This is a genomic window from Bradyrhizobium sp. (assembly GCF_004799405.1).
In the GTDB taxonomy this organism is placed as follows: domain Bacteria; phylum Pseudomonadota; class Alphaproteobacteria; order Rhizobiales; family Xanthobacteraceae; genus Bradyrhizobium.
In genome coordinates, this window is the sequence record NZ_SSMW01000042.1 from 15,867 (window position 1) to 38,705 (window position 22,839).

16 protein-coding genes are annotated in these 22,839 nt (G+C 62.1%); 15 read left to right on the top strand and 1 reads right to left on the bottom strand.

What is annotated here, in order from left to right; translation table 11 throughout:
• Positions 1 to 278 precede the first annotated feature (278 nt).
• The 4 genes from rpoB (at position 279) to E7813_RS07560 (ending at position 13,124) form a co-directional block, all read left to right on the top strand.
• A complete protein-coding gene (gene rpoB, locus E7813_RS07545) occupies positions 279 to 4,400 on the top strand; it encodes a DNA-directed RNA polymerase subunit beta (protein ID WP_291572415.1) in 4,122 nt (1,373 codons plus the stop codon).
• Positions 4,401 to 4,528: 128 nt separating this feature from the next.
• Positions 4,529 to 8,728, top strand: coding sequence for a DNA-directed RNA polymerase subunit beta' (gene rpoC / locus E7813_RS07550; protein ID WP_291572418.1), 4,200 nt, complete (start codon positions 4,529 to 4,531; stop codon positions 8,726 to 8,728).
• A gap of 185 nt (positions 8,729 to 8,913) precedes the next feature.
• Entirely contained in the window at positions 8,914 to 10,971 is a 2,058-nt protein-coding gene (locus E7813_RS07555) for an FAD-dependent oxidoreductase (RefSeq protein ID WP_291572420.1), read from the top strand.
• A 131-nt stretch (positions 10,972 to 11,102) separates the two neighbouring features.
• Complete coding sequence (locus E7813_RS07560) at positions 11,103 to 13,124, top strand: ABC transporter ATP-binding protein (protein WP_291572422.1); 2,022 nt, start codon at positions 11,103 to 11,105, stop codon at positions 13,122 to 13,124.
• On the opposite strand, the gene E7813_RS07565 is transcribed toward E7813_RS07560, so the two are convergent.
• Positions 13,082 to 14,290, bottom strand: coding sequence for an NAD(P)/FAD-dependent oxidoreductase (locus E7813_RS07565; protein WP_291572424.1), 1,209 nt, complete (start codon positions 14,288 to 14,290; stop codon positions 13,082 to 13,084). The two genes, E7813_RS07560 and E7813_RS07565, sit on opposite strands and share 43 nt — an antisense overlap.
• A 660-nt stretch (positions 14,291 to 14,950) precedes the next feature.
• On the opposite strand from E7813_RS07565, the gene rpsL reads away from it, so the two are divergent.
• From rpsL to rplV, 11 genes are all read left to right on the top strand, one after another.
• A complete protein-coding gene (gene rpsL, locus E7813_RS07570) occupies positions 14,951 to 15,322 on the top strand; it encodes a 30S ribosomal protein S12 (RefSeq protein WP_011473880.1) in 372 nt (123 codons plus the stop codon).
• Between the two features lie 14 nt (positions 15,323 to 15,336).
• Positions 15,337 to 15,807, top strand: a complete 471-nt coding sequence (gene rpsG / locus E7813_RS07575) for a 30S ribosomal protein S7 (RefSeq protein ID WP_291572427.1) — start codon at positions 15,337 to 15,339, stop codon at positions 15,805 to 15,807.
• 31 nt (positions 15,808 to 15,838) lie between these two features.
• Positions 15,839 to 17,911, top strand: a complete 2,073-nt coding sequence (gene fusA, locus E7813_RS07580) for an elongation factor G (protein ID WP_291572429.1) — start codon at positions 15,839 to 15,841, stop codon at positions 17,909 to 17,911.
• A gap of 39 nt (positions 17,912 to 17,950) precedes the next feature.
• A complete protein-coding gene (tuf, locus tag E7813_RS07585; protein WP_291572431.1) occupies positions 17,951 to 19,141 on the top strand; it encodes an elongation factor Tu in 1,191 nt (396 codons plus the stop codon).
• A 132-nt stretch (positions 19,142 to 19,273) separates the two neighbouring features.
• Positions 19,274 to 19,582, top strand: coding sequence for a 30S ribosomal protein S10 (gene rpsJ / locus E7813_RS07590; protein ID WP_011473876.1), 309 nt, complete (start codon positions 19,274 to 19,276; stop codon positions 19,580 to 19,582).
• 58 nt (positions 19,583 to 19,640) lie between these two features.
• Positions 19,641 to 20,375 (top strand): 50S ribosomal protein L3, encoded by a 735-nt coding sequence (rplC, locus tag E7813_RS07595; protein ID WP_291572434.1) that lies wholly within the window; start codon positions 19,641 to 19,643, stop codon positions 20,373 to 20,375.
• A gap of 1 nt (position 20,376) precedes the next feature.
• Positions 20,377 to 20,997 carry a 50S ribosomal protein L4 gene (rplD, locus tag E7813_RS07600; protein ID WP_291572435.1) on the top strand — a complete coding sequence of 207 codons (621 nt, stop codon included), beginning with the start codon at positions 20,377 to 20,379 and terminating at the stop codon, positions 20,995 to 20,997.
• Complete coding sequence (locus tag E7813_RS07605; RefSeq protein WP_079603856.1) at positions 20,994 to 21,293, top strand: 50S ribosomal protein L23; 300 nt, start codon at positions 20,994 to 20,996, stop codon at positions 21,291 to 21,293. The genes rplD and E7813_RS07605 overlap by 4 nt, the downstream gene beginning before the upstream one ends.
• A gap of 12 nt (positions 21,294 to 21,305) precedes the next feature.
• The gene (gene rplB, locus E7813_RS07610; protein ID WP_291572439.1) at positions 21,306 to 22,139 is read left to right on the top strand and encodes a 50S ribosomal protein L2; all 834 of its coding nucleotides are present in this window, start codon (positions 21,306 to 21,308) and stop codon (positions 22,137 to 22,139) included.
• 12 nt (positions 22,140 to 22,151) lie between these two features.
• A complete protein-coding gene (rpsS, locus tag E7813_RS07615; RefSeq protein ID WP_027536815.1) occupies positions 22,152 to 22,430 on the top strand; it encodes a 30S ribosomal protein S19 in 279 nt (92 codons plus the stop codon).
• A 10-nt stretch (positions 22,431 to 22,440) separates the two neighbouring features.
• Positions 22,441 to 22,827 (top strand): 50S ribosomal protein L22, encoded by a 387-nt coding sequence (gene rplV / locus E7813_RS07620; RefSeq protein WP_291557316.1) that lies wholly within the window; start codon positions 22,441 to 22,443, stop codon positions 22,825 to 22,827.
• Positions 22,828 to 22,839 lie beyond the last annotated feature (12 nt).

The following is a 22,839-nucleotide window of genomic DNA, read 5'->3' on the forward strand; positions in this document are numbered from 1 at the left end:
ACGGTTGGCAAGGGGAACGGCGTCGTTCCCGACGCAAGCCGTTGGGAGACAGGCAATTTCGGGCTTTTTCGGTCCGTGACTAGGCAGGGTTAGACGGGCGGGTGCGTTCATGCGCCCCGCGCGTCGTTTTGCGTTTTGAAGGTCTGGTGTTCGAGGTCGGGATTAAAAACCGGCATTGGGCTTCGAAGTTTCAGGGCGTGTCGAAATTCAACCCGGGGGCGATGGCAATCGCGCTTCGGAAGGTTCGCCCCTGACGGGCGACGAAATGAGAGGCCACGATGGCGCAGCAGACATTCACCGGTCGCAAACGCGTTCGCAAGTTCTTCGGACACATCAAGGAAGTCGCAGAGATGCCGAACCTCATCGAGGTTCAGAAGGCGTCCTATGACCAGTTCCTGATGGTCGATGAGCCTGTGGGCGGGCGGCTGGACGAAGGCTTGCAGGCGGTGTTCCGGTCGGTGTTTCCGATCTCGGACTTTTCCGGCACCTCGATGCTGGAATTCGTCCGCTACGAATTCGAGCCGCCGAAATACGACGTCGATGAGTGCCGCCAGCGCGGCATGACCTATGCGGCGCCGCTCAAGGTGACGCTGCGCCTGATCGTGTTCGATATCGACGAGGAAACCGGCGCCAAGTCGGTCAAGGACATCAAGGAGCAGGACGTCTACATGGGCGATATCCCGCTCATGACCATGAACGGCACCTTCGTCGTCAACGGCACCGAGCGCGTCATCGTTTCGCAGATGCATCGCTCGCCCGGCGTGTTCTTCGACCACGACAAGGGCAAGACCCATTCGTCGGGCAAGCTGCTGTTCGCCGCGCGCGTGATCCCCTATCGCGGTTCCTGGCTCGATATCGAATTCGACGCCAAGGACATCGTGTTCGCGCGCATCGACCGCCGCCGCAAGATTCCGGTGACCTCGCTGATGTTCGCGCTCGGCCTCGATGGCGAAACCATCCTGTCGACGTTCTACAAGAAGATCAGCTACAAGCGGGCCAAGGATGGCTGGCGCGTGCCGTTCGACGCCACCCGTTTTCGCGGCTACAGCACCATCAACGACCTGATCGATGCCGACAGCGGCAAGGTCGTGCTCGAAGCCGGCAAGAAGCTGACCGTGCGCGCGGCGCGCCAGCTCCAGGAAAAGGGCCTCAAGGCGCTGCGCCTGTCGGATGAGGAACTGGTCGGCAATTACCTGGCCGAGGACCTCGTCAATCCAAAAACCGGCGAAATCTACGCCGAGGCCGGCGAGGAAATCACCGAGAAGTCGCTGAAGGCGCTCAACGAGCACGGCTACAAGGAATTGCCGCTGCTCGACATCGACCATGTCAATGTCGGCGCCTATATCCGCAACACGCTGCATGCCGACAAGAACATGACGCGCGAGGACGCGCTGTTCGACATCTACCGCGTGATGCGTCCCGGCGAGCCGCCGACCATCGACTCGGCCCAGACCATGTTCCAGTCGCTGTTCTTCGACAGCGAGCGCTATGACCTGTCGGCGGTCGGCCGCGTCAAGATGAACATGCGCCTAGAACTCGATGCGCCCGACACCCATCGCACGCTGCGCAAGGAAGACATTCTCGCCGTCATCAAGACGCTGGTCGACCTGCGCGACGGCAAGGGCGAGATCGACGACATCGATCACCTCGGCAACCGGCGCGTGCGCTCGGTCGGCGAGTTGATGGAGAACCAGTACCGCATCGGCCTGTTGCGCATGGAGCGCGCGATCAAGGAGCGCATGTCCAGTGTCGATATCGACACCGTGATGCCGCAGGACCTGATCAACGCCAAGCCGGCGGCCGCCGCGGTGCGCGAGTTCTTCGGCTCGTCGCAACTGTCGCAGTTCATGGACCAGACCAATCCCTTGTCGGAAATCACCCACAAGCGCCGCCTGTCGGCGCTTGGGCCGGGCGGTCTCACCCGTGAGCGCGCCGGCTTCGAGGTGCGCGACGTGCATCCGACCCATTACGGCCGGATCTGTCCGATCGAGACCCCGGAAGGGCCGAATATCGGCCTGATCAATTCGCTCGCGACCTTCGCGCGCGTCAATAAATACGGCTTCGTGGAGACGCCCTACCGCAAGGTCAAGGACGGCCGCGTCACCGACGAGGTGGTCTATCTGTCGGCGATGGAAGAGGGTCGCTACCACGTAGCGCAAGCCAACGTCGCGCTCGACAATCGCGGCCGCTTCACCGACGACCTCGTGGTCTGCCGCCATTCCGGCGACGTGCTGATGATCACGCCTGACAAGGTCGACTACATGGACGTGTCGCCGAAGCAGCTGGTTTCGGTGGCCGCGGCCCTGATTCCGTTCCTCGAGAACGACGACGCCAACCGCGCGCTGATGGGTTCGAACATGCAGCGTCAGGCCGTGCCGCTGGTACGCGCCGAGGCGCCGTTCGTCGGCACCGGCATGGAAGGCGTGGTCGCACGCGACTCCGGTGCGGCGATCGCCGCACGGCGGACCGGCGTGATCGACCAGATCGACGCTACCCGTATCGTGATCCGCGCCACCGACGATCTCGATCCCACCAAGTCGGGTGTCGATATCTACCGGCTCATGAAGTACCAGCGCTCCAACCAGTCGACCTGCATCAACCAGCGTCCGCTGGTGAAGGTGGGCGACCAGGTGACCAAGGGCGACATCATCGCGGACGGTCCTTCGACCGATCTCGGCGAACTGGCGCTCGGCCGCAACGTGCTGGTCGCGTTCATGCCGTGGAATGGCTACAACTTCGAGGACTCGATCCTGCTCTCCGAGCGTATCGTCAAGGACGACGTCTTCACCTCGATCCATATCGAGGAATTCGAGGTGATGGCCCGCGACACCAAGCTCGGCCCTGAGGAAATCACCCGCGACATTCCGAACGTCTCGGAAGAAGCGCTGAAGAACCTCGACGAAGCCGGCATCGTCTATATCGGCGCTGAAGTGCGCGCCGGCGACATCCTGGTCGGCAAGATCACGCCGAAGGGCGAAAGCCCGATGACGCCGGAAGAAAAGCTGCTGCGCGCCATCTTCGGCGAAAAGGCCTCCGACGTTCGCGATACCTCGCTGCGCGTGCCTCCGGGCGTGCAGGGCACCATCGTCGAAGTGCGGGTGTTCAACCGGCACGGCGTCGACAAGGACGAGCGCGCGCTGGCGATCGAACGGGAAGAGATCGAGCGTCTGGCCAAGGACCGCGACGACGAGCAGGCGATTCTCGACCGTAACGTCTACGGCCGTCTGGCGGAGCTATTGGAAAACCGCCAGGGCATCGCCGGTCCGAAGGGCTTCAAGAAGGACACCAAGATCACGCGCGCGGTGCTCGACGAGCATCCGCGGTCGCAATGGTGGATGTTTGCGTCCCCCAACGACAAGCTGATGGCCGAAATCGAGGCCATGCGGAAGCAGTACGACGAATCGAAAAAGGGCCTTGAACAGCGCTTCCTCGACAAGGTCGAGAAACTGCAGCGTGGCGACGAATTGCCGCCCGGCGTGATGAAGATGGTCAAGGTCTTCGTCGCGGTGAAGCGCAAGATTCAGCCCGGCGACAAGATGGCGGGCCGTCACGGCAACAAGGGCGTGGTGTCGAAGATCGTTCCGGTCGAGGACATGCCGTTCCTTGAGGACGGGACGCACGCCGACATCGTGCTCAATCCGCTCGGCGTGCCGAGCCGGATGAACGTCGGCCAAATCCTCGAAACGCATCTTGGCTGGGCCTGCGCCGGCCTCGGCAAGCGCATCGGGCAGGCGGTCGACGCTTATCTTGCCACCGCCAAACAGGACACCAAGCCGCTGAAGGAGACCTTGAAAAAGATCTACGGCGACGATGAAACCATCAAATCGCTCAATGATGCCGAATTGATGGAGCTTGGCGGCAACCTGCGTCACGGCGTGCCGATCGCCACACCGGTGTTCGACGGCGCCAAGGAAGCCGATATCGAGGAGATGCTCAAGCTTGCCGGCCTCGACGCCTCCGGACAATCGACCGTCTATGACGGCCGGACCGGCGACGCGTTCGATCGCAAGGTGACGGTTGGGTACATCTACATGCTCAAGCTGCATCACCTCGTGGACGACAAGATCCACGCCCGTTCGATCGGGCCGTACTCGCTCGTGACCCAGCAGCCGCTGGGTGGCAAGGCGCAGTTCGGCGGCCAGCGTTTCGGCGAAATGGAAGTGTGGGCGCTCGAGGCTTACGGCGCGGCGTACACGCTCCAGGAAATGCTGACCGTGAAATCGGACGACGTCGCCGGCCGTACCAAGGTGTACGAGGCGATCGTGCGCGGCGACGACACGTTCGAAGCGGGTATTCCGGAATCGTTCAACGTGCTGGTCAAGGAAATGCGTTCGCTGGGCCTCAACGTCGACCTGCACAATTCCAAGGTCGGCGGCCCGACGTCCGAGGCGGCGGAGTAACCAAAAGCGTCATGCCCGGCGCCTTGCGCCGGGCATCCCACGCCTCGCTCGGACGTTGAGCAGGGCGCGTGGCTAAAAGAGAATTTCGAATTTGCTGCCGGTGACGATCGGCACGCGAGGAGAGGACCATGAACCAAGAAATTATGAATCTTTTCAATCCGACGACCCCGGCCCAGGTCTTCGACCAGATCCGGATTTCAATCGCGTCTCCGGAAAAGATTCTGTCGTGGTCCTACGGCGAGATCAAGAAGCCGGAGACCATCAACTACCGCACCTTCAAGCCCGAGCGCGACGGCCTGTTCTGCGCGCGCATCTTCGGGCCGATCAAGGATTACGAGTGCCTGTGCGGCAAGTACAAGCGCATGAAGTACAAGGGCATCATCTGCGAAAAGTGCTCGGTCGAAGTGACGCTGTCCCGGGTCCGGCGCGAGCGCATGGGCCATATCGAACTGGCAGCGCCGGTTGCGCATATCTGGTTTTTGAAGTCGCTGCCGTCGCGCATCGGCCTTTTGCTCGACATGACGCTGAAGGATCTCGAGCGGATCCTGTATTTCGAATATTACGTCGTGCTCGAGCCCGGCCTCACCGCGCTCAAGGACCGTCAACTGCTGTCGGAAGACGAGTACCTGAAGGCGCAGGACGAATACGGCCAGGACAGCTTCACCGCCATGATCGGCGCCGAGGCGATCCGCGAATTGCTCAAGGGGCTTGAGCTCGAAAAGCTTGAGGCATCCCTGCGCCTCGAGATGCAGGAGACCGAATCCGACATCAAGCACAAGAAGCTCGCCAAGCGCCTGAAGATCGTCGAGGCGTTCCGCTATTCCGGCAACAAGCCGGAGTGGATGATCCTGACCGTGGTGCCGGTGATTCCGCCGGACCTGCGTCCGCTGGTGCCGCTCGACGGCGGCCGCTTTGCGACCTCGGATCTCAACGATCTCTACCGCCGCGTCATCAACCGCAACAACCGCCTGAAGCGGCTGATGGAGCTGCGCGCGCCCGACATCATCATCCGCAATGAAAAGCGCATGCTGCAGGAGGCGGTCGACGCCCTGTTCGACAACGGCCGCCGCGGCCGCGTCATCACCGGCGCCAACAAGCGTCCGCTGAAATCGCTGGCCGACATGCTCAAGGGCAAGCAGGGCCGCTTCCGGCAGAACCTGCTCGGCAAGCGCGTCGACTATTCCGGCCGTTCGGTGATCGTGGTCGGTCCCGAACTGCGGCTGCACCAGTGCGGCCTGCCGAAGAAGATGGCGCTCGAGCTGTTCAAGCCGTTCATCTATTCGCGGCTCGACGCCAAGGGTCTGTCGACGACGGTCAAGCAGGCCAAGAAGCTGGTCGAAAAAGAGCGTCCCGAGGTCTGGGATATTCTCGACGAGGTGATCCGCGAGCATCCGGTGCTGCTCAACCGCGCGCCGACGCTGCATCGGCTGGGCATCCAGGCGTTCGAGCCGGTGCTGATCGAGGGCAAGGCGATCCAGCTCCATCCTTTAGTGTGCGCGGCGTTCAACGCCGACTTCGACGGCGACCAGATGGCCGTGCACGTGCCGCTGTCGCTGGAAGCGCAGCTCGAAGCGCGCGTGCTGATGATGTCGACCAACAACATCCTGCATCCGGCGAACGGCCAGCCGATCATCGTGCCGTCGCAGGATATCGTGCTCGGGCTGTACTATCTGTCGATCCTGCGCGAAGGCCTGCCCGGCGAGGGCAAGCTCTACGGCGAGATGGCCGAGATCGAGCACGCCTTGCACTCGAAGGTCATCCACCTCCACACCAAGATCAAGTACCGCTGGCAGGGCGTCGACGAGAACAACAAGCCGGTCAGCCGCTGGTACGACACCACGGCCGGCCGCGCCATGCTCGGACAGGTGCTGCCGAAATCGCCGAAGATGCCATTCGAAGTCATCAACAAGCTGATGACCAAGAAGGAGATCTCCGGCGTCATCGACCAGGTCTATCGTCACTGCGGTCAGAAGGAGACCGTGATCTTCTGCGACCGCATCATGGCGCTCGGCTTCTACAATGCGTTCAAGGCCGGTATTTCCTTCGGCAAGGACGACATGGTGGTGCCGGCTTCGAAGTGGAAGATCGTCGAGGACACCCGCACGCTGGCGAAGGAGTTCGAGCAGCAATACAATGACGGCCTGATCACCCACGGCGAGAAGTACAACAAGGTCGTGGACGCCTGGTCGAAGTGCACCAAGAAGATTTCCGAAGACATGATGACGGAAATCTCCGCCGTTAAGAAGAATCCGAAAGGCGGCGAGGCCCAGATCAACTCGATCTTCATGATGTCGAACTCCGGCGCCCGTGGTTCGCAGGACCAGATGCGCCAGCTTGCCGGCATGCGCGGCCTGATGGCCAAGCCGTCGGGCGAGATCATCGAGACGCCGATCATTTCCAACTTCAAGGAAGGCCTGTCGGTGCTCGAATACTTCAACTCAACCCACGGCGCCCGCAAGGGCCTGGCGGACACCGCGTTGAAGACCGCGAACTCCGGCTACCTGACGCGCCGTCTGGTCGACGTGGCGCAGGACTGCATCATCACGGCCGACGATTGCGGCACCAAGCTCGGCATCAAGATGCGCGCCATCATCGATGCCGGTACGGTGGTTGCCTCGCTGGCATCGCGCATTCTCGGCCGTACCAGCGGCGAGGATCTGCGCGACCCCGCGACCAACAAGATCGTGGTCAAGCGCGGCACGCTGATGGAGGAGACTCACGTCGACGCCATCCAACAGGCCGGCATCCAAGAAGTGAAGATCCGTTCGGCGCTGACCTGCGAACTCGTCAACGGCATTTGCGGCAAGTGCTACGGCCGCGATCTAGCTCGCGGCACGCCGGTCAACCACGGCGAAGCCGTCGGCGTCATCGCGGCGCAGTCGATCGGCGAGCCCGGCACGCAGTTGACGATGCGCACCTTCCACATCGGCGGTGCGGCGCAGATCAACGAGCAGTCGTTCATCGAGTCGAATTTCGACGGCAAGGTGACGATCAAGAACAAGGCGATCGCCAAGAACGGCGAAGGCCACCTAGTGGCGATGGTCCGCAACATGGTGGTTGCGGTCACCGACGCCGACGGTACCGAGCGTGCGACGCACCGCATTCAGTACGGTGCGCGGATGCGGGTCGATGAAGGCGACATGGTCAAGCGCGGCCAGCGCATCGCCGAATGGGATCCGTACACCCGGCCGGTGCTGACCGAGGTCGAGGGTGTCATCGGGTTCGAGGACCTGGTCGAGGGCCAGTCGATCTCGGAGACGCTCGACGAATCCACCGGTATAGCGAAGCGCGTCGTCATCGACTGGCGTACGTCGCGGGGCGGGGCGGACTTGCGCCCGGCCATCGTCGTCAAGGGCAAGGATGGAAAGATCCTCAAGCTCGCGCGTGGCGGCGAGGCTCGCTACATGCTTTCGGTCGACGCCATTCTGTCGGTCGATGTCGGCGCCAAGGTCAAGACCGGCGATATCCTGGCGCGTATCTCCACCGAAAGCGCCAAGACTCGCGACATCACCGGCGGTCTGCCGCGGGTGGCGGAATTGTTCGAGGCCCGCAAGCCGAAGGATGCCGCGATCATCGCCGAGATCGCCGGCACCATCCGGTTCGGCCGCGACTACAAGAACAAGCGCCGCATCTCGATCGAGCCAATGGACAAGAACGAGGAGACCCGCGAGTACCTCATTCCAAAGGGCAAGCACATCCATCTGCAGGACGGCGATATCGTCGAAAAGGGCGACTTCATCGTCGAAGGCAATCCAGCGCCGCACGACATCCTGGCGATCAAGGGCATCGAGGAACTCGCCGCCTATCTGGTCAACGAAATCCAGGAGGTCTACCGGTTGCAGGGCGTGCTGATCAACGACAAGCACATCGAGGTGATTGTCCGTCAGATGCTGCAGAAGGTGGAGATCACCGACCAAGGCGAAACCGACATGATCTCGGGCGAGCAGATCGACAAGATCGAGTTCGACCAGATCAACGCCAAGGCCAGGGAAGAGGGCAAGAAGATCGCCACGGGAACGCCGGTGCTGCTCGGCATCACCAAGGCGAGCTTGCAGACCCGCTCGTTCTTCTCGGCGGCCTCGTTCCAGGAGACCACCCGCGTGCTCACCGAAGCCGCCGTCAACGGCAAGGTGGACCCGCTCGAGGGCCTCAAGGAGAATGTCATTGTCGGCCGGCTGATCCCGGCGGGCACCGGCGCCTCGATGGCCAAGATCCGCGAAGTCGCCGTCAAGCGCGACAAGCTGATCCTCGACGAGCGCGAAAAACAGGCAACCATCGTGCCTGCCGCTCCCGAAGTGGAACCCCTGGCGCTGCCGCCGGCGGAATAAAGTCTGAGCGGATTCAGGATGTTATCAAAAGGCCGGCGCAAGCCGGCCTTTTTGCTATTTTTTGGCTATTCTGTTTCTGCTAGCAACATCTGTTCATCTTCCCTTCAGGGTGAAAAGCGCTTCTGGTGAAACGACTTAGACCGCGTGTTTCCGGACAGGGGGCGGCGGGCGACCACGGAAAACACATGCTGGATCTTGCAATCGTTGGCGGCGGCCCCGGCGGGCTGATGAGCGCCTGGTACCTGAAGAAGAAACTGGGCGAGCTTTGCCGCGTCACCATCTATGAGGCGTCCGACCGGGTCGGCGGCAAGATCCTCACGCGCAAATTCGATGCGGCGCCCGCGATGTATGAAGCCGGCGTCGCCGAGATCTACGATTACTCGATGACCGGCCCCGATCCGCTGCGCGAATTGATCCAGCATTTCGGCCTGCAGACCATTCCGATGGATGCCGAGCAGGTCCAGTTCGACGGTGAACTGTTGAACGACGTGCCGGGCATGCGCCGCAAATACGGCGCCAAAACTGCCGACGCGATCGAGGCATTCCGCAAGCGCTGCGCCAACATGGTCTCGCCGATCGAATATTACGAAGGCGTCGGCGCGCACGACAACGAACATCCCTGGGCCTACATCACCTGCGAGGAGTTGCTCGACCGGGAAATCGACGATCCCACCGCCAAGCGTTTTTTCAAGACCATGGCGCGCTCCGATCTGGCCACCGAAAGCCACAACACCAACGGGTTGAATGCGCTGAAGAACTTCGTGATGGATATCGACGGCTATATCGGCCTCTATTCGATCCAGAACGGCAACGAGCAGCTGATCGATTGCCTCAAGTCCGAGGTCGACGCCGAGATCCAGCTCAATCACCGGGTTCTCAAGGTCGGCAAGACCGCGGCCGGCCGTTATCAGCTCAACATGATGAACGGCAAGGGACCCGAGACCAAAGACTTCGATCTCGTGGTGATGTGCCTGCCGCACTCCTGGCTTGCGACCATGCGATGGGACGGCGAGCAACTGCGCAAGTCGATGGTCAGGCACGTCGCCTATTTCGATCGCCCGGCGCATTACTTGCGGGTTTCGATCCTGTTCGACACGCCGTTCTGGGGCGAGAAGATCCCGGGCGCCTGGTTCATGTCGGAAGCGTTCGGCGGCTGCTGCGTTTATAATGAGGGCGCGCGTCACGATGTCGGCAAGCACGGCGTCCTGAACTGGCTGATCGCCGGCTCCGACGCGCTGGCCTTTGCCAATCTCGGCGATCAGGAACTGATCGACGCCGCCCTGAAATCGCTGCCGGCTTCGCTTGGCGACGCGCGCGCGCATTTCATGGAGGGCAAGACGTACCGCTGGCTGTCGTCGGTGAATGCGCTTCCCGGCGGCCTGCCGGCGCGCGATGTCATGACCAATCACCGGCCCGACCCGAAGCAGCATCCGGGGCTGGTGGTGGTCGGCGACTATCTGTTCGATTCGACCCTCAACGGGCTGCTCGATTCCTCCGATGCCGCCACCGACATCATTGTAACCGAGATGATGCGGCTGCGCCGTGCGCGCGGTAACGGCAGCGGCACACCGGTCTCGGACAGGATCGACCGTGACTATTTCGAGAATTATCGCGGGCTAGGTCCCTATCGCGAGGTCTGGAGCCGGTTCACCGACCCGGCCTACCTTGCCGACCTCATCAAAATCGTCTGGAACAGGGCCAAGGGTTACAAGCTGCTGGTGGCAGGATCCGCCAGCGGCGAACTGGTGGGCGCGCTGCGCGCGCGCGGCATCGACGCATGGGGCATCGAGAACAATCGCGCGATCCACGCCAGGACGCCGAAGGCTTTGAAGAAGTACAACAAGCTCGGAACGATCGTCGATATGCCGTTCCGGAACGAAGAATTCGATTTCGTGTTCGAGACCAGCCTGTGCCATGTCACGGAAAAGCAGGTGCCGCGGGCGATTCGCGAATTGAACCGGGTGATGAAGTCCGGCCTGGTGTTCGGGTCGGTGACGTCAGATATGGCGCCGGCGCTGATCGACCGCTACGACCTGTTGCGCGGGGTCAGGAAACTCGGCACCTGGTGGGAATGGTCGGAGCTGTTTTTCAACAACGGCTTCGACCTGTCGATGCACCGCCGCGACACCACTGACGCGCTGTGGGCGGCAACGCTCGCCGCCAACAAGGGGCCGGGGCAGTGGTACGCGGATTCCGACAGCCTGCGCTATTCATTCTTCGACAAGATCGCCTCTGACGATTGAGTGGCCGTCGTTCCCCGCGAAACGCAGGCGCAATGGGAGGGAAGCGGTTGGCAGTTGCTTTGCCGGCCGCGTTCTGATCGCATAAACTTCAATCTTGCGGTCATGCCGGCCGTGCAGCATCGATTGGTTTCATGGCGTCCAAGCCTCCACCGCCGGATCACAAGAACCCCGCCGCCGTAGATGATTCCGCCGCGCCGGAGCTCGACGATGCGCTTGCGGGGCATATTATAAATCGCGCCGTCGGTAGCAAGGCGGCCGCATCGTCTCCGCCCGATGACGAAGGCGATGATGACGACGAGATTGATCTTGACGACGACGAGGACGAGGAGGACCTCGTCGTCTTCACCGCCAAGGAAGCCGCCGGCGCGCTCGCGACCATCTATGCGTTCGTCAAGCCGTATCTGAAGAACTACAAGAAAATACTGACATTGGTCGGCCTCGGCGTCCTGGTCGAGACGCTGTTCAACGTCATCATGCCGCTCAGCCTGAAATTCCTGATCGACGACGCGCTCGGCGAGGAGGATTTCGAGGCGCTGGTGAGGATTCTCTCGGTGCTGGGGGCAGCGGGCATCTTCACCTCGATTGTCGCGGTCTGGTACGAACGATGGGACGCCACGCTCTCGGCGTCGCTGATCTCGGATGTGCGCGCGCGGCTGTTCGAGCATGTCCAGAACCTGCCGTCGGCCTATTTCGCCCGCACCAAGCGCGGCGAGATTCTGTCGCGCTTTTCCATCGACCTTTCGGCCTTCGAAGGCTCGGTCAAGGGCTTTTCCAACAGCGCGGCGTTGCCGTTCGCGGAACTGATCGCCGGCATCGTCCTGATGCTGTTCCTGAACTGGCAGCTCGCCGCGGTGGCGCTACTGGTGTTTCCGATCACGCTGATCGGTCCGCGAATCCTGACGCCGAAGGCGGTGCAGGCGAATTACGAGCAGAAGCTCAACGAATCCGCGCTACTCGGCATGGTGCAGGAAAACGTCGCGGCCCAGGCGGTGGTCAAGGCGTTCAGCCTGCAGCGCCGGACGCTGGGCTGGTTCACGATGCGCAACGACGACGCGCGCCGGAAAATCGCGTCCGCGGGCTTCCTGTCGACCATGGTCGAGCGCACGGTCACGATCTCCGTGCTGTTGCTGCACCTCGTGGTGCTGGCGATCGGCGCCTATCTCGCCACCAAGGGCCAGATCACCATCGGGACCTTCGTGACGTTCGAAAGCGCGTTCTGGGAGGTGTCCTACAACATCGCCCACATCATGCATTTCATCCCGGTGTCGATCCAGTCGGCGGCGGCGGTGCGCCACATCCAGGAACTGCTGGATGAGCCGACCCGCGGCGCCGATCGTCCGGGCGCGCCCGATCTGCCGCGCATCACCAACGACATCACCTTCGACCGCGTGACCTTCCAGTACGAGGGAAGCGCAACGCCGGTGCTCGACAATTTCAGCCTCAAGCTCAACGTCGGCAAGAGCATCGCCATCGTCGGTCCCAGCGGTTCCGGCAAGAGCACGCTGCTCAATCTGATCCTTCGGCTTTATGTGCCGGACGAAGGGCGCGTCACCATCGACGGCGTCGATATTCGCCGCGTCACCCGCGAATCCCTGCGCAAGAGCATGGCGGTGGTGTTCCAGGAGAACATGCTGTTCAACATGTCGATCCGGGAAAACATCCGGCTCGGCAAGGAAGGCGCCACCGACGAAGAAGTCGAGCAGGCGGCGCGCAAGGCCGAAATCCACCGCTACATCATGAGCCTGCCGCTGAAATACGACACCTCGGTCGGCGAGCGCGGCGATACGCTGTCGGGCGGCCAGCGCCAGCGCATTGCGATTGCGCGCGCCATCGTGCGCGATCCGTCGATCCTGCTGCTCGACGAGGCGACCTCGGCGCTCGACCAGACCACGGAAGCTGCGATCAACCGCACGCTTTTGAAAGTCGCCAAGAACCGCACCATGATCTTCTCGACCCACCGCCTGACATCGGTGGTCGAGATGGACGAGATCATCGTGATATCGGGCGGCAAGGCGATCGAGCGCGGCTCGCATGCCAAGCTGCTCGCCGCCAACGGCGTCTATCGCAAGCTCTGGGACGATCAGAGCCACACGCCGCACGCCGCCGCCGATCAGGCGGACGACGACAGCGACGACGATGATGACGAGGACTGAACGCGGAATTTCGGCTCGGCGTGGAGGCGTTCGCGCGCGCGCCGCCAGAGGCCTTCACCGAGCCGCGCCAGGAAACGCGCCCAGCGCAGCGCCCGCCAGTAGATGCCGGTCTCGATCGATACCGAGCGGAAGTTGAAGGCTTTGGCGGCCGACCAGGCGTCGCAGGCCGTCTTGACCGGATCGTCGTAAAACGCAGCGATCTTGCTTTCGTCCATGCCCTCGGCCGCGAGCCAGGCGGGTATGTGGACGTTGCAGAGCCGCTCGACGTCGGTGAAGACCTTGTCGGTGCCGGTCCCGGTCACCGGGCAGGTGGTCTCGAATGCGTCGCCGACCAGGATGACGCCGGGCTGGCGATAGCCCGAACTGACATAGAGATCGACCGGGCGGATCTTGACGTCGCCGGTGACCTCGAAATCGCCGATCACCTTGCGAAGCCTCGGCAGCATGGCGTTCAAGGTCTCGACGGGGGCGTCGCGCATTTGCCGGAGCCACGGATCGTCGATCTGGCGATAGACGAACAGGTTGGCGCGCATGGCGTTTCCGATCGGAAACAGCGTCAGGTAGCCTGACCGGTCGCTCGGCCGTTCCGAGAAGTAGGTCAGCGCCGGAAAGTCGAAGGTGGGGCGGCCGACCGGCGCCATGTAGAATCCGATCGAAATCGAATGGCAGGCGCTGATCAGCCGGCGCTCGATTCCAAGCTGGCGACGCAGGCCGACGTTCAACCCGACGGTCAGCACCACAAGGCGGGCGGAAATCTCTTCGCCGTTCGACAGCACGACTTTTTGCCGATCGGTAGTGGTCGAAATCGACACGGCCTTCGCGTAGATCGAATCGACGCTTGCCGGAATCTCGGCCCGGATGCTGTTGACCAGCGCGTTGTACATGATGCCGTATTGCTGGCTCGGCGTTTTGTCGAGCAGATAGCCGAAGCGCGCGATCCAGTTCTCGCCGTCGTGGGTGGCCCTGCGCAGCGTCGCTTCGGCGACGCCGGTTTTGCGAAAGCGTTCGACCTGAACCTCGCCGCTGAGTTTTTCGACGCGAAAATCCGGCGGATACTGCGGGTACGGGTCGATCAAAACAGCCGAAATGCCGGCGCGCCCGAGCATGGCGGCAGTTGTCGAACCGGCCAGCCCGCCGCCGATGATCGCGACATCCGTGTATTTCATGGACGAGCCCCGGCTTTCGAAGCCCTATCATTGCGCCGCGAAAGGCAAATAAACCTTTAGCTTCAAGGGTGGCATTGGAATGGAAATGGGCTGGCAGGGTTGCCCGCAATAATATCCGGGTAATATCTGGATTTGGCCTGCCGCAACGTCGGTTTGGGGAGCCCGGCGAACCCGCGTGGAGGGCCGATTCTGCAGGCGCCAGAGGGGCTTCTATCGCAGTGGTTTTGCCTTGACTTGGCCACCCTGCGCCGATAGAACCCGCGCACTTAACGACAGGCGGTGAGCGACGCCAGAGTCGGAACGGATCACCCTTTCAATCCCTTAAGGGTTTTGGACGGGCACCAACCTCGACGAATGCCGCTCAAACGCTGTCGATTATAGCTAGGCAATGCCAGGACGATTTTGTTTCTCTTGAGCAAGTTCTCTCGAGATTGATTTCGGATGCATGACCTCGGTTTCAGGCTGATCGGCCGACGCTGATCATCTGCAATTGCGGTCCTCTGTGGCGTCGAAGCGCTTTCCGCTCAGCGATGAGCAGTTGGCGCGATTTCGCTTTGCGCGAGTTCAACTCGCGCGGGGCAACGGAATGGGACGTTGGTCCCGACGGGAATTTGCGGAGCCGTTTCCCGGTTTCGCGCGAATTAAAGGGTGAAGGCTGACATGCCGACGATCAACCAGCTGATCGCAAGTCCGCGCGTTGTGCAGAAGTCGCGCAAGAAGGTGCCGGCGTTGCAGCAGTCGCCGCAGAAGCGCGGTGTTTGCACGCGCGTCTACACCACGACCCCGAAGAAGCCGAACTCGGCGCTCCGCAAGGTCGCCAAGGTGCGCCTGACCAACGGCTTCGAGGTCATCGGCTACATTCCGGGTGAGGGCCACAACCTTCAGGAACACTCCGTGGTCATGATCCGCGGCGGCCGCGTCAAGGATCTGCCCGGCGTGCGCTACCACATTCTCCGCGGCGTCCTCGATACCCAGGGCGTCAAGAACCGCAAGCAGCGCCGTTCGAAGTACGGCGCGAAACGTCCGAAGTAATCGGGAACAGATCGATGTCTCGTCGCCATTCTGCTGAAAAGCGTGAAGTGAACCCGGATCCGAAATTCGGGAACATCATCATCACGAAATTCATGAACTCGGTCATGTACGACGGCAAGAAGTCCGCCGCCGAGAGCATCGTGTATGGCGCGCTCGAAATGATCGAGACCAAGACCAAGCAGGGCCCGCTGCCGGTGTTCGAGCAGGCTTTGGAAAACGTGATGCCGACCATCGAAGTGCGCTCGCGCCGCGTCGGTGGCGCCACCTATCAGGTGCCGGTGGAAGTCCGCTCGGTGCGCCGTCAGGCGCTCGGCATTCGCTGGATCATATCGGCGGCGCGCGAACGCAACGAAAAGACGATGACGGAGCGGCTCTCGGCCGAACTGCTCGACGCGTCGAATGGCAGGGGGAATGCCGTCAAGAAGCGTGAAGATGTGCACCGGATGGCGGAAGCCAACCGCGCCTTCTCGCATTATCGCTGGTAACGGCGAAACAACGGAATCTAAGGAACATCCCATGCCCCGCGTTCATGCCATAGAGGATTACCGCAACTTCGGTATCATGGCGCATATCGATGCCGGCAAGACCACGACCACCGAGCGCATCCTGTATTACACCGGCAAGAGCCACAAAATCGGCGAAGTGCACGAAGGTGCCGCGACGATGGACTGGATGGAGCAGGAGCAGGAGCGTGGCATCACCATCACATCCGCCGCCACCACCGCATTCTGGAATGGCAAGCGTCTCAACATCATCGATACCCCCGGCCACGTCGACTTCACCATCGAAGTCGAGCGTTCGCTGCGCGTGCTCGACGGCGCGGTTTGCGTGCTCGACAGCAACCAGGGCGTTGAGCCGCAGACCGAAACCGTCTGGCGTCAGGGCGACAAGTACAGAGTTCCGCGCATCGTGTTCGCCAACAAGATGGATAAGACCGGCGCCGACTTCTACAAATGCCTGCAGGACATCATTGACCGCCTCGGCGCCAAGCCGATCGCGATTCAACTGCCGATCGGCTCCGAGAACAACTTCAAGGGCCTGGTCGACCTCGTCCGCATGAAGGGCGTGGTCTGGGAAGACGAGGCGCTCGGCGCCAACTTCAAGGACATCGATATCCCCGAGGATATGGTCGAGAAGGCCAAGGAATATCGCGAGAAACTGCTTGAGGCCGCCGTCCTGCTCGACGACGACGTTCTCGCCGCCTATCTCGACGGCAACGAGCCCGATGAACCGACGCTCAAGCGCATGATCCGCAAGGCGGTGCTGACCGGCGCGTTCTTCCCGGTGCTGTGCGGCTCGGCCTTCAAAAACAAGGGCGTGCAGCCGCTGCTCGACGCGGTCGTGGACTATCTGCCGTCGCCGGTCGACGTGCCCGCCATCAAGGGCGTCGATGAAGACGGCAACGAAGTCGTCCGGCTTCCGAACGACAAGGAACCGCTGGCCCTGCTGGCGTTCAAGATCATGGACGACCCGTTCGTCGGCACCATCACCTTCTGCCGCATCTATTCCGGCACGCTGCTGTCGGGCACCGGCGTCGTCAATTCGACCCGCGACCGCAAGGAGCGGATCGGCCGCATGCTGCTGATGCATGCCAACAACCGCGAAGACATCAAGGAAGCCTTTGCCGGCGACATCGTCGCTTTGGCGGGCCTCAAGGAAGCGCGCACCGGCGACACGCTGTGCGATGCGAACAAGCCGGTGATTCTGGAAAGGATGGAATTCCCCGAGCCGGTGATTGAAATCGCGATCGAGCCGAAGTCGAAGGCTGACCAGGAAAAGCTCGGCGTGGCGCTGGCGAAGCTTGCCGCGGAAGATCCGTCGTTCCGGGTCTCGACCGATCAGGAGTCCGGCCAGACCATTCTCAAGGGCATGGGCGAACTCCATCTCGACATCAAGGTCGACATCCTGCGCCGGACCTACAAGGTCGACGCCAATATCGGCGCGCCGCAGGTGGCATTCCGTGAGCGCGTCACCAAGCGCGTGGAGCAGAGCTACGTCCACAAGAAGCAGACCGGCGGTACCGGTCAGTTCGCGGCCGTTACGCTTATCGTCGAACCGAACGAGCCTGGAAAAGGTTACGAGTTCGAGTCCAAGATCGTCGGCGGCACGGTGCCGAAGGAATACATCCCGGGTGTCGAGAAGGGCATCGAGTCGGTGCTGGGCGCGGGCGTGGTCGCCGGCTTCCCGGTGGTGGACGTCAAGGTGCAACTCATCGACGGCAAGTATCATGACGTCGACTCCTCGGCACTGGCCTTCGAAATCGCAACGCGCGCCTGTTTCCGCGAAGCGCTGCAAAAGGGCAAGTCGGTCCTGCTCGAGCCGATCATGAAGGTCGAGGTGGTGACGCCGGAAGACTACACCGGCTCGGTCATCGGCGACCTGAATTCGCGGCGCGGACAGATCCAGGGTCAAGACATGCGCGGCAACGCCAACGTCATCAATGCGATGGTGCCGCTCATGAATATGTTCGGTTACGTGAATAACCTGCGCTCGATGAGCCAGGGCCGCGCGACCTTTACCATGCAGTTCGATCACTACGCGGAAGCGCCGGCAAACGTGTCGGCGGAAGTCCAGAAGAAGTTTGCCTGATTGTCGTTGACGGCAGTTAACGACTGAACGGAGAGTCAAATGGCCAAAGCAAAGTTTGAACGTACTAAACCGCATTGCAACATCGGAACCATCGGTCACGTCGACCACGGCAAGACATCGCTGACAGCGGCGATCACCAAGGTGCTGGCGGAAACCGGCGGCGCGACGTTCACCGCATACGACCAGATCGACAAGGCGCCGGAAGAGAAGGCGCGCGGCATCACGATCTCGACGGCGCACGTCGAATACGAGACCGCGAACCGGCATTACGCCCACGTCGATTGTCCGGGTCACGCGGACTATGTGAAGAACATGATCACCGGCGCGGCGCAGATGGACGGCGGCATCCTGGTGGTGTCGGCGGCCGACGGCCCGATGCCGCAGACCCGCGAACACATCCTGCTGGCCCGTCAGGTCGGCGTTCCCGCGCTCGTGGTGTTCCTCAACAAGTGCGACATGGTCGACGATCCGGAACTGCTCGAGCTGGTTGAGCTCGAAGTCCGCGAATTGCTCTCGAAGTATGAATTTCCGGGCGACACCATCCCGATCATCAAGGGCTCGGCGCTGGCCGCTCTCGAAGGCAAGGACCCCAAGCTCGGCCACGATGCGATCCTGGAACTGATGAAGGCGGTGGACAGCTACATTCCGCAGCCGGAGCGTCCGATTGACCAGCCGTTCCTGATGCCGGTCGAAGACGTGTTCTCGATCTCGGGCCGCGGTACGGTTGTCACCGGCCGCGTCGAGCGCGGCGTCATCAAGGTCGGCGAGGAAATCGAGATCGTCGGCCTGCGCGATACCCAGAAGACCATCGTCACCGGCGTTGAGATGTTCCGCAAGCTGCTCGACCAGGGGCAGGCCGGCGACAACATCGGCGCGCTGCTGCGCGGCACCAAGCGCGAGGAAGTCGAGCGCGGTCAGGTGTTGTGCAAGCCGGGTTCGGTGAAGCCGCACACCAAGTTCAAGGCCGAGGCTTACATCCTGACCAAGGAGGAGGGCGGCCGTCACACCCCGTTCTTCACCAACTACCGGCCGCAGTTCTACTTCCGCACCACCGACGTGACCGGCGTCGTGCATCTGCCCGAAGGCACCGAGATGGTGATGCCGGGCGACAACATCGCGATGGAAGTGCACCTGATCGTGCCGATCGCGATGGAAGAAAAGCTGCGCTTCGCGATCCGTGAAGGCGGCCGCACCGTCGGTGCCGGCGTCGTCGCAAGCATTATTGAGTAAGGACACTATCCGTCGTCATGCCCGGGCTTGACCCGGGCATCCATCTTCTTCGCAGGACTCTTCTGAAGATCGATGGATTGCCGGGTCAAGCCCGGCAATGACGAACAGAAGAGCACAACAGAGATCGACACAATGAACGGCCAGAATATTCGCATCCGTCTCAAGGCGTTCGACCATCGAATCCTCGATTCGTCGACCCGTGAGATCGTGAACACGGCGAAACGTACCGGTGCACAGGTTCGCGGACCGATTCCGCTGCCGACCCGCATCGAGAAGTTCACCGTCAACCGTTCGCCGCATGTCGACAAGAAGAGCCGCGAGCAATTCGAGATGCGCACGCACAAGCGCCTTCTCGATATTGTCGATCCGACCCCGCAGACCGTCGATGCCCTGATGAAGCTCGATCTGGCCGCCGGTGTCGACGTCGAAATCAAGCTCTGAAGACAAAGTTTTGGCTCCCGTCCGACGTTAACGGACAGAAAGAACAGGAAGCACGCCGATGCGCTCCGGAGTGGTCGCACAAAAGGTCGGGATGACGCGGGTCTTTACCGAGACCGGCGAACATATCCCCGTGACCGTGCTGAAGCTTGGCAATTGCCAGGTGCTGGGTCACCGCACGACCGAGAAGAACGGTTACGTCGCTTTGCAGCTCGGTTCGGGCACCCGCAAGACCGTCTATCTGCCGAAGGCAGAGCGCGGCCAGTTCGCGGTGTCCAAGGTCGAGCCGAAACGCAAGGTCACCGAGTTCCGCGTGTCGGAAGACGCGCTGATCCCGGTTGGCGCTGAAATTCAGGCCGACCATTTCGTGGTCGGGCAGTTCGTCGACGTCACCGGCACCTCGGTCGGCAAGGGCTTTGCCGGCGGCATCAAGCGCTGGAATTTCGGCGGCCTTCGCGCTACCCACGGCGTCTCGGTCTCGCATCGTTCGATCGGTTCGACCGGCGGCCGGCAGGATCCCGGCAAGACCTTCAAGAACAAGAAGATGCCGGGCCACATGGGCGTCGACCGCATCACAACGCTCAACCTGCGTGTGGTGCAGACCGATGTCGCCCGCGGCCTGATCCTCGTCGAAGGCGCCGTTCCCGGCTCCAAGGGCGGATGGATCGCGGTGCGCGATGCCGTCAAGAAGCAATTGCCGAAGGACGCGCCGAAGCCTGGCAAGTTCCGCCTGGCCGATGGCGGCGGCGAGCAGGCTGCACCGGCTGAGGCGCCCGCCGAGCAGGGGAGCGCGTGAGATGGAACTGAAAGTCACAACGCTCGAAGGCAAGGCGGCCGGCTCGGTTCAGCTGTCGGATGCCATTTTCGGCCTGGAGCCGCGCAAGGATATCATCCAGCGCTGCGTCAACTGGCAACTCGCCAAGCGTCAGGCCGGCACCCACAAGACCCAGGGCCGCGCCGATGTCTGGCGCACCGGCAAGAAGATGTACAAGCAGAAGGGCACCGGCGGTGCGCGTCACGGCTCGGCCCGGGTGCCGCAGTTTCGCGGCGGCGGCCGTGCGTTCGGCCCGGTGGTGCGCTCGCACGCCTTTGCGCTGCCGAAGAAGGTTCGGGCGCTGGCGCTTCGCCATGCGCTCTCGGCCAAAGCCAGGGATGGCGGCCTGATCGTGATTGAATCGGCGACCCTCGAGGCCGCCAAGACCAAGGCGCTGATCGGGCATTTCTCGGGTCTCGGTCTCACCAACGCGCTGATCATCGACGGCGCCGAGGTCCACAACGGTTTTGCCACCGCGGCCCGCAACATCCCGAACATCGACGTGCTGCCGGTCCAGGGCATCAACGTCTATGACATTCTGCGCCGCCAGAAGCTGGTGCTGACCAAGGCAGCGCTCGATGCGTTGGAGGCGCGCTTCAAATGAAGAATATCGATCCGCGCCATTACGACATCATCGTTGCTCCGGTCGTGACCGAAAAGGCGACGGTTGCCTCCGAGCACAACAAGGTGGTGTTCAAGGTCGCGAGCAAGGCGACCAAGCCGCAAATCAAGGAAGCCGTCGAAAAGCTGTTCGACGTCAAGGTGAAGAGCGTGAACACGCTGGTGCGCAAGGGCAAGACCAAGGTGTTCCGCGGCCAGTTCGGTTCCCAGTCGGACGTGAAGCGCGCGATCGTGACCCTCGAAGAGGGCCACCGCATCGACGTCACCACCGGGCTATAGAGCGAGACCACGATGGCATTGAAAAAATTCAATCCGACGACACCCGGCCAGCGCCAATTGGTGATGGTCGATCGTTCGGCACTCTACAAGGGCAAGCCGGTCAAGGCGTTGACCGAGGGCAAGCAGTCCAGCGGCGGCCGCAACAATACCGGCCGCATGGTCGTGCGCTTTCGCGGCGGCGGTCACAAGCAATCCTACCGCATCGTCGACTTCAAGCGCACCAAGGTCGACATGCCGGCGACCGTCGAGCGCCTCGAATACGATCCGAACCGCACCGCGTTTATCGCCTTGCTGAAATATTCCGACGGCACCCAATCCTACATCCTGGCCCCGCAGCGCCTCGCCGTCGGCGACACCGTGGTCGCCGGAAATTATGTCGACGTGAAGCCGGGCAATGTAATGCCGCTCGGCAACATGCCGATCGGCACCATCATCCACAACGTGGAATTGAAGATCGGCAAGGGCGGCCAGCTGGCGCGTTCCGCCGGCACCTACGCCCAGCTGGTCGGTCGCGACCATGACTACGTGATTATCCGTCTGAACTCCGGCGAGCAGCGCCTGGTTCACGGCCGCTGCACCGGCACCATCGGCGCGGTCTCCAATCCGGATCACATGAACATCTCGATCGGCAAGGCCGGTCGCAATCGCTGGCTCGGCCGCAAGCCTCATAACCGCGGCGTCTCCATGAACCCAGTAGATCATCCGCACGGCGGCGGCGAAGGCCGCACCTCCGGCGGTCGTCATCCGGTGACCCCGTGGGGCAAGCCCACCAAGGGCAAGAAGACCCGCTCCAACAAATCGACCAACAGATTCATTCTCATCAGCCGCCACAAGCGGAAGAAGTAAGGAACGCCGGACATGGTTCGTTCAGTCTGGAAAGGCCCGTTCGTCGAAGGCTCTCTGCTCAAGAAGGCAGATGCCGCGCGCGCGTCCGGCCGTCACGACGTGATCAAGATCTGGAGCCGCCGCTCGACCATCCTGCCGCAGTTCGTCGGTTTGGTGTTCGGCGTCTACAACGGCCAGAAGCATGTGCCGGTATCGGTCAACGAGGAAATGGTGGGTCACAAGTTCGGCGAATTCTCGCCGACCCGTACCTTCCACGGCCATTCTGGCGACAAGAAAGCCAAGAAGGCTTGAGGATCAGGCGATGAGCAAACCAAAGCGCGAACGGAGCCTCCCGGATAACGAGGCCAAGGCGATCGCCCGCATGCTGCGGGTCAGCCCGCAGAAGCTTAATCTTGTCGCGCAACTGATCCGCGGCAGGAAGGCTTCGGCCGCGCTTGCCGATCTGCAGTTTTCGCGCAAGCGGATCGCGGTTGACGTCAAGAAGTGCCTGGAGTCCGCGATTGCCAACGCCGAGAACAATCATGACCTCGATGTCGACGATCTGGTCGTCGCCGAGGCGCATGTCGGCAATGGCATCGTGATGAAGCGTTTCGCACCGCGCGGCCGTGGCCGTTCGGGCCGTGTCTTTAAACCGTTCTCGCAACTGACGATCGTGGTTCGTCAGGTCGAGGCCGAGGCGAGCGCCTGATCGGCGCGGGAG

What these genes read in the sequence shown, in the direction of transcription:
- rpoB (WP_291572415.1), top strand. Translation starts at nt 279, where the DNA reads ATGGCGCAGCAGACATTCACCGGTCGCAAACGCGTTCGCAAGTTCTTC.
- rpoC (WP_291572418.1), top strand. Translation starts at nt 4,529, where the DNA reads ATGAACCAAGAAATTATGAATCTTTTCAATCCGACGACCCCGGCCCAG.
- E7813_RS07555 (WP_291572420.1), top strand. Translation starts at nt 8,914, where the DNA reads ATGCTGGATCTTGCAATCGTTGGCGGCGGCCCCGGCGGGCTGATGAGC.
- E7813_RS07560 (WP_291572422.1), top strand. Translation starts at nt 11,103, where the DNA reads ATGGCGTCCAAGCCTCCACCGCCGGATCACAAGAACCCCGCCGCCGTA.
- E7813_RS07565 (WP_291572424.1), bottom strand. Translation starts at nt 14,290, where the DNA reads ATGAAATACACGGATGTCGCGATCATCGGCGGCGGGCTGGCCGGTTCG.
- rpsL (WP_011473880.1), top strand. Translation starts at nt 14,951, where the DNA reads ATGCCGACGATCAACCAGCTGATCGCAAGTCCGCGCGTTGTGCAGAAG.
- rpsG (WP_291572427.1), top strand. Translation starts at nt 15,337, where the DNA reads ATGTCTCGTCGCCATTCTGCTGAAAAGCGTGAAGTGAACCCGGATCCG.
- fusA (WP_291572429.1), top strand. Translation starts at nt 15,839, where the DNA reads ATGCCCCGCGTTCATGCCATAGAGGATTACCGCAACTTCGGTATCATG.
- tuf (WP_291572431.1), top strand. Translation starts at nt 17,951, where the DNA reads ATGGCCAAAGCAAAGTTTGAACGTACTAAACCGCATTGCAACATCGGA.
- rpsJ (WP_011473876.1), top strand. Translation starts at nt 19,274, where the DNA reads ATGAACGGCCAGAATATTCGCATCCGTCTCAAGGCGTTCGACCATCGA.
- rplC (WP_291572434.1), top strand. Translation starts at nt 19,641, where the DNA reads ATGCGCTCCGGAGTGGTCGCACAAAAGGTCGGGATGACGCGGGTCTTT.
- rplD (WP_291572435.1), top strand. Translation starts at nt 20,377, where the DNA reads ATGGAACTGAAAGTCACAACGCTCGAAGGCAAGGCGGCCGGCTCGGTT.
- E7813_RS07605 (WP_079603856.1), top strand. Translation starts at nt 20,994, where the DNA reads ATGAAGAATATCGATCCGCGCCATTACGACATCATCGTTGCTCCGGTC.
- rplB (WP_291572439.1), top strand. Translation starts at nt 21,306, where the DNA reads ATGGCATTGAAAAAATTCAATCCGACGACACCCGGCCAGCGCCAATTG.
- rpsS (WP_027536815.1), top strand. Translation starts at nt 22,152, where the DNA reads ATGGTTCGTTCAGTCTGGAAAGGCCCGTTCGTCGAAGGCTCTCTGCTC.
- rplV (WP_291557316.1), top strand. Translation starts at nt 22,441, where the DNA reads ATGAGCAAACCAAAGCGCGAACGGAGCCTCCCGGATAACGAGGCCAAG.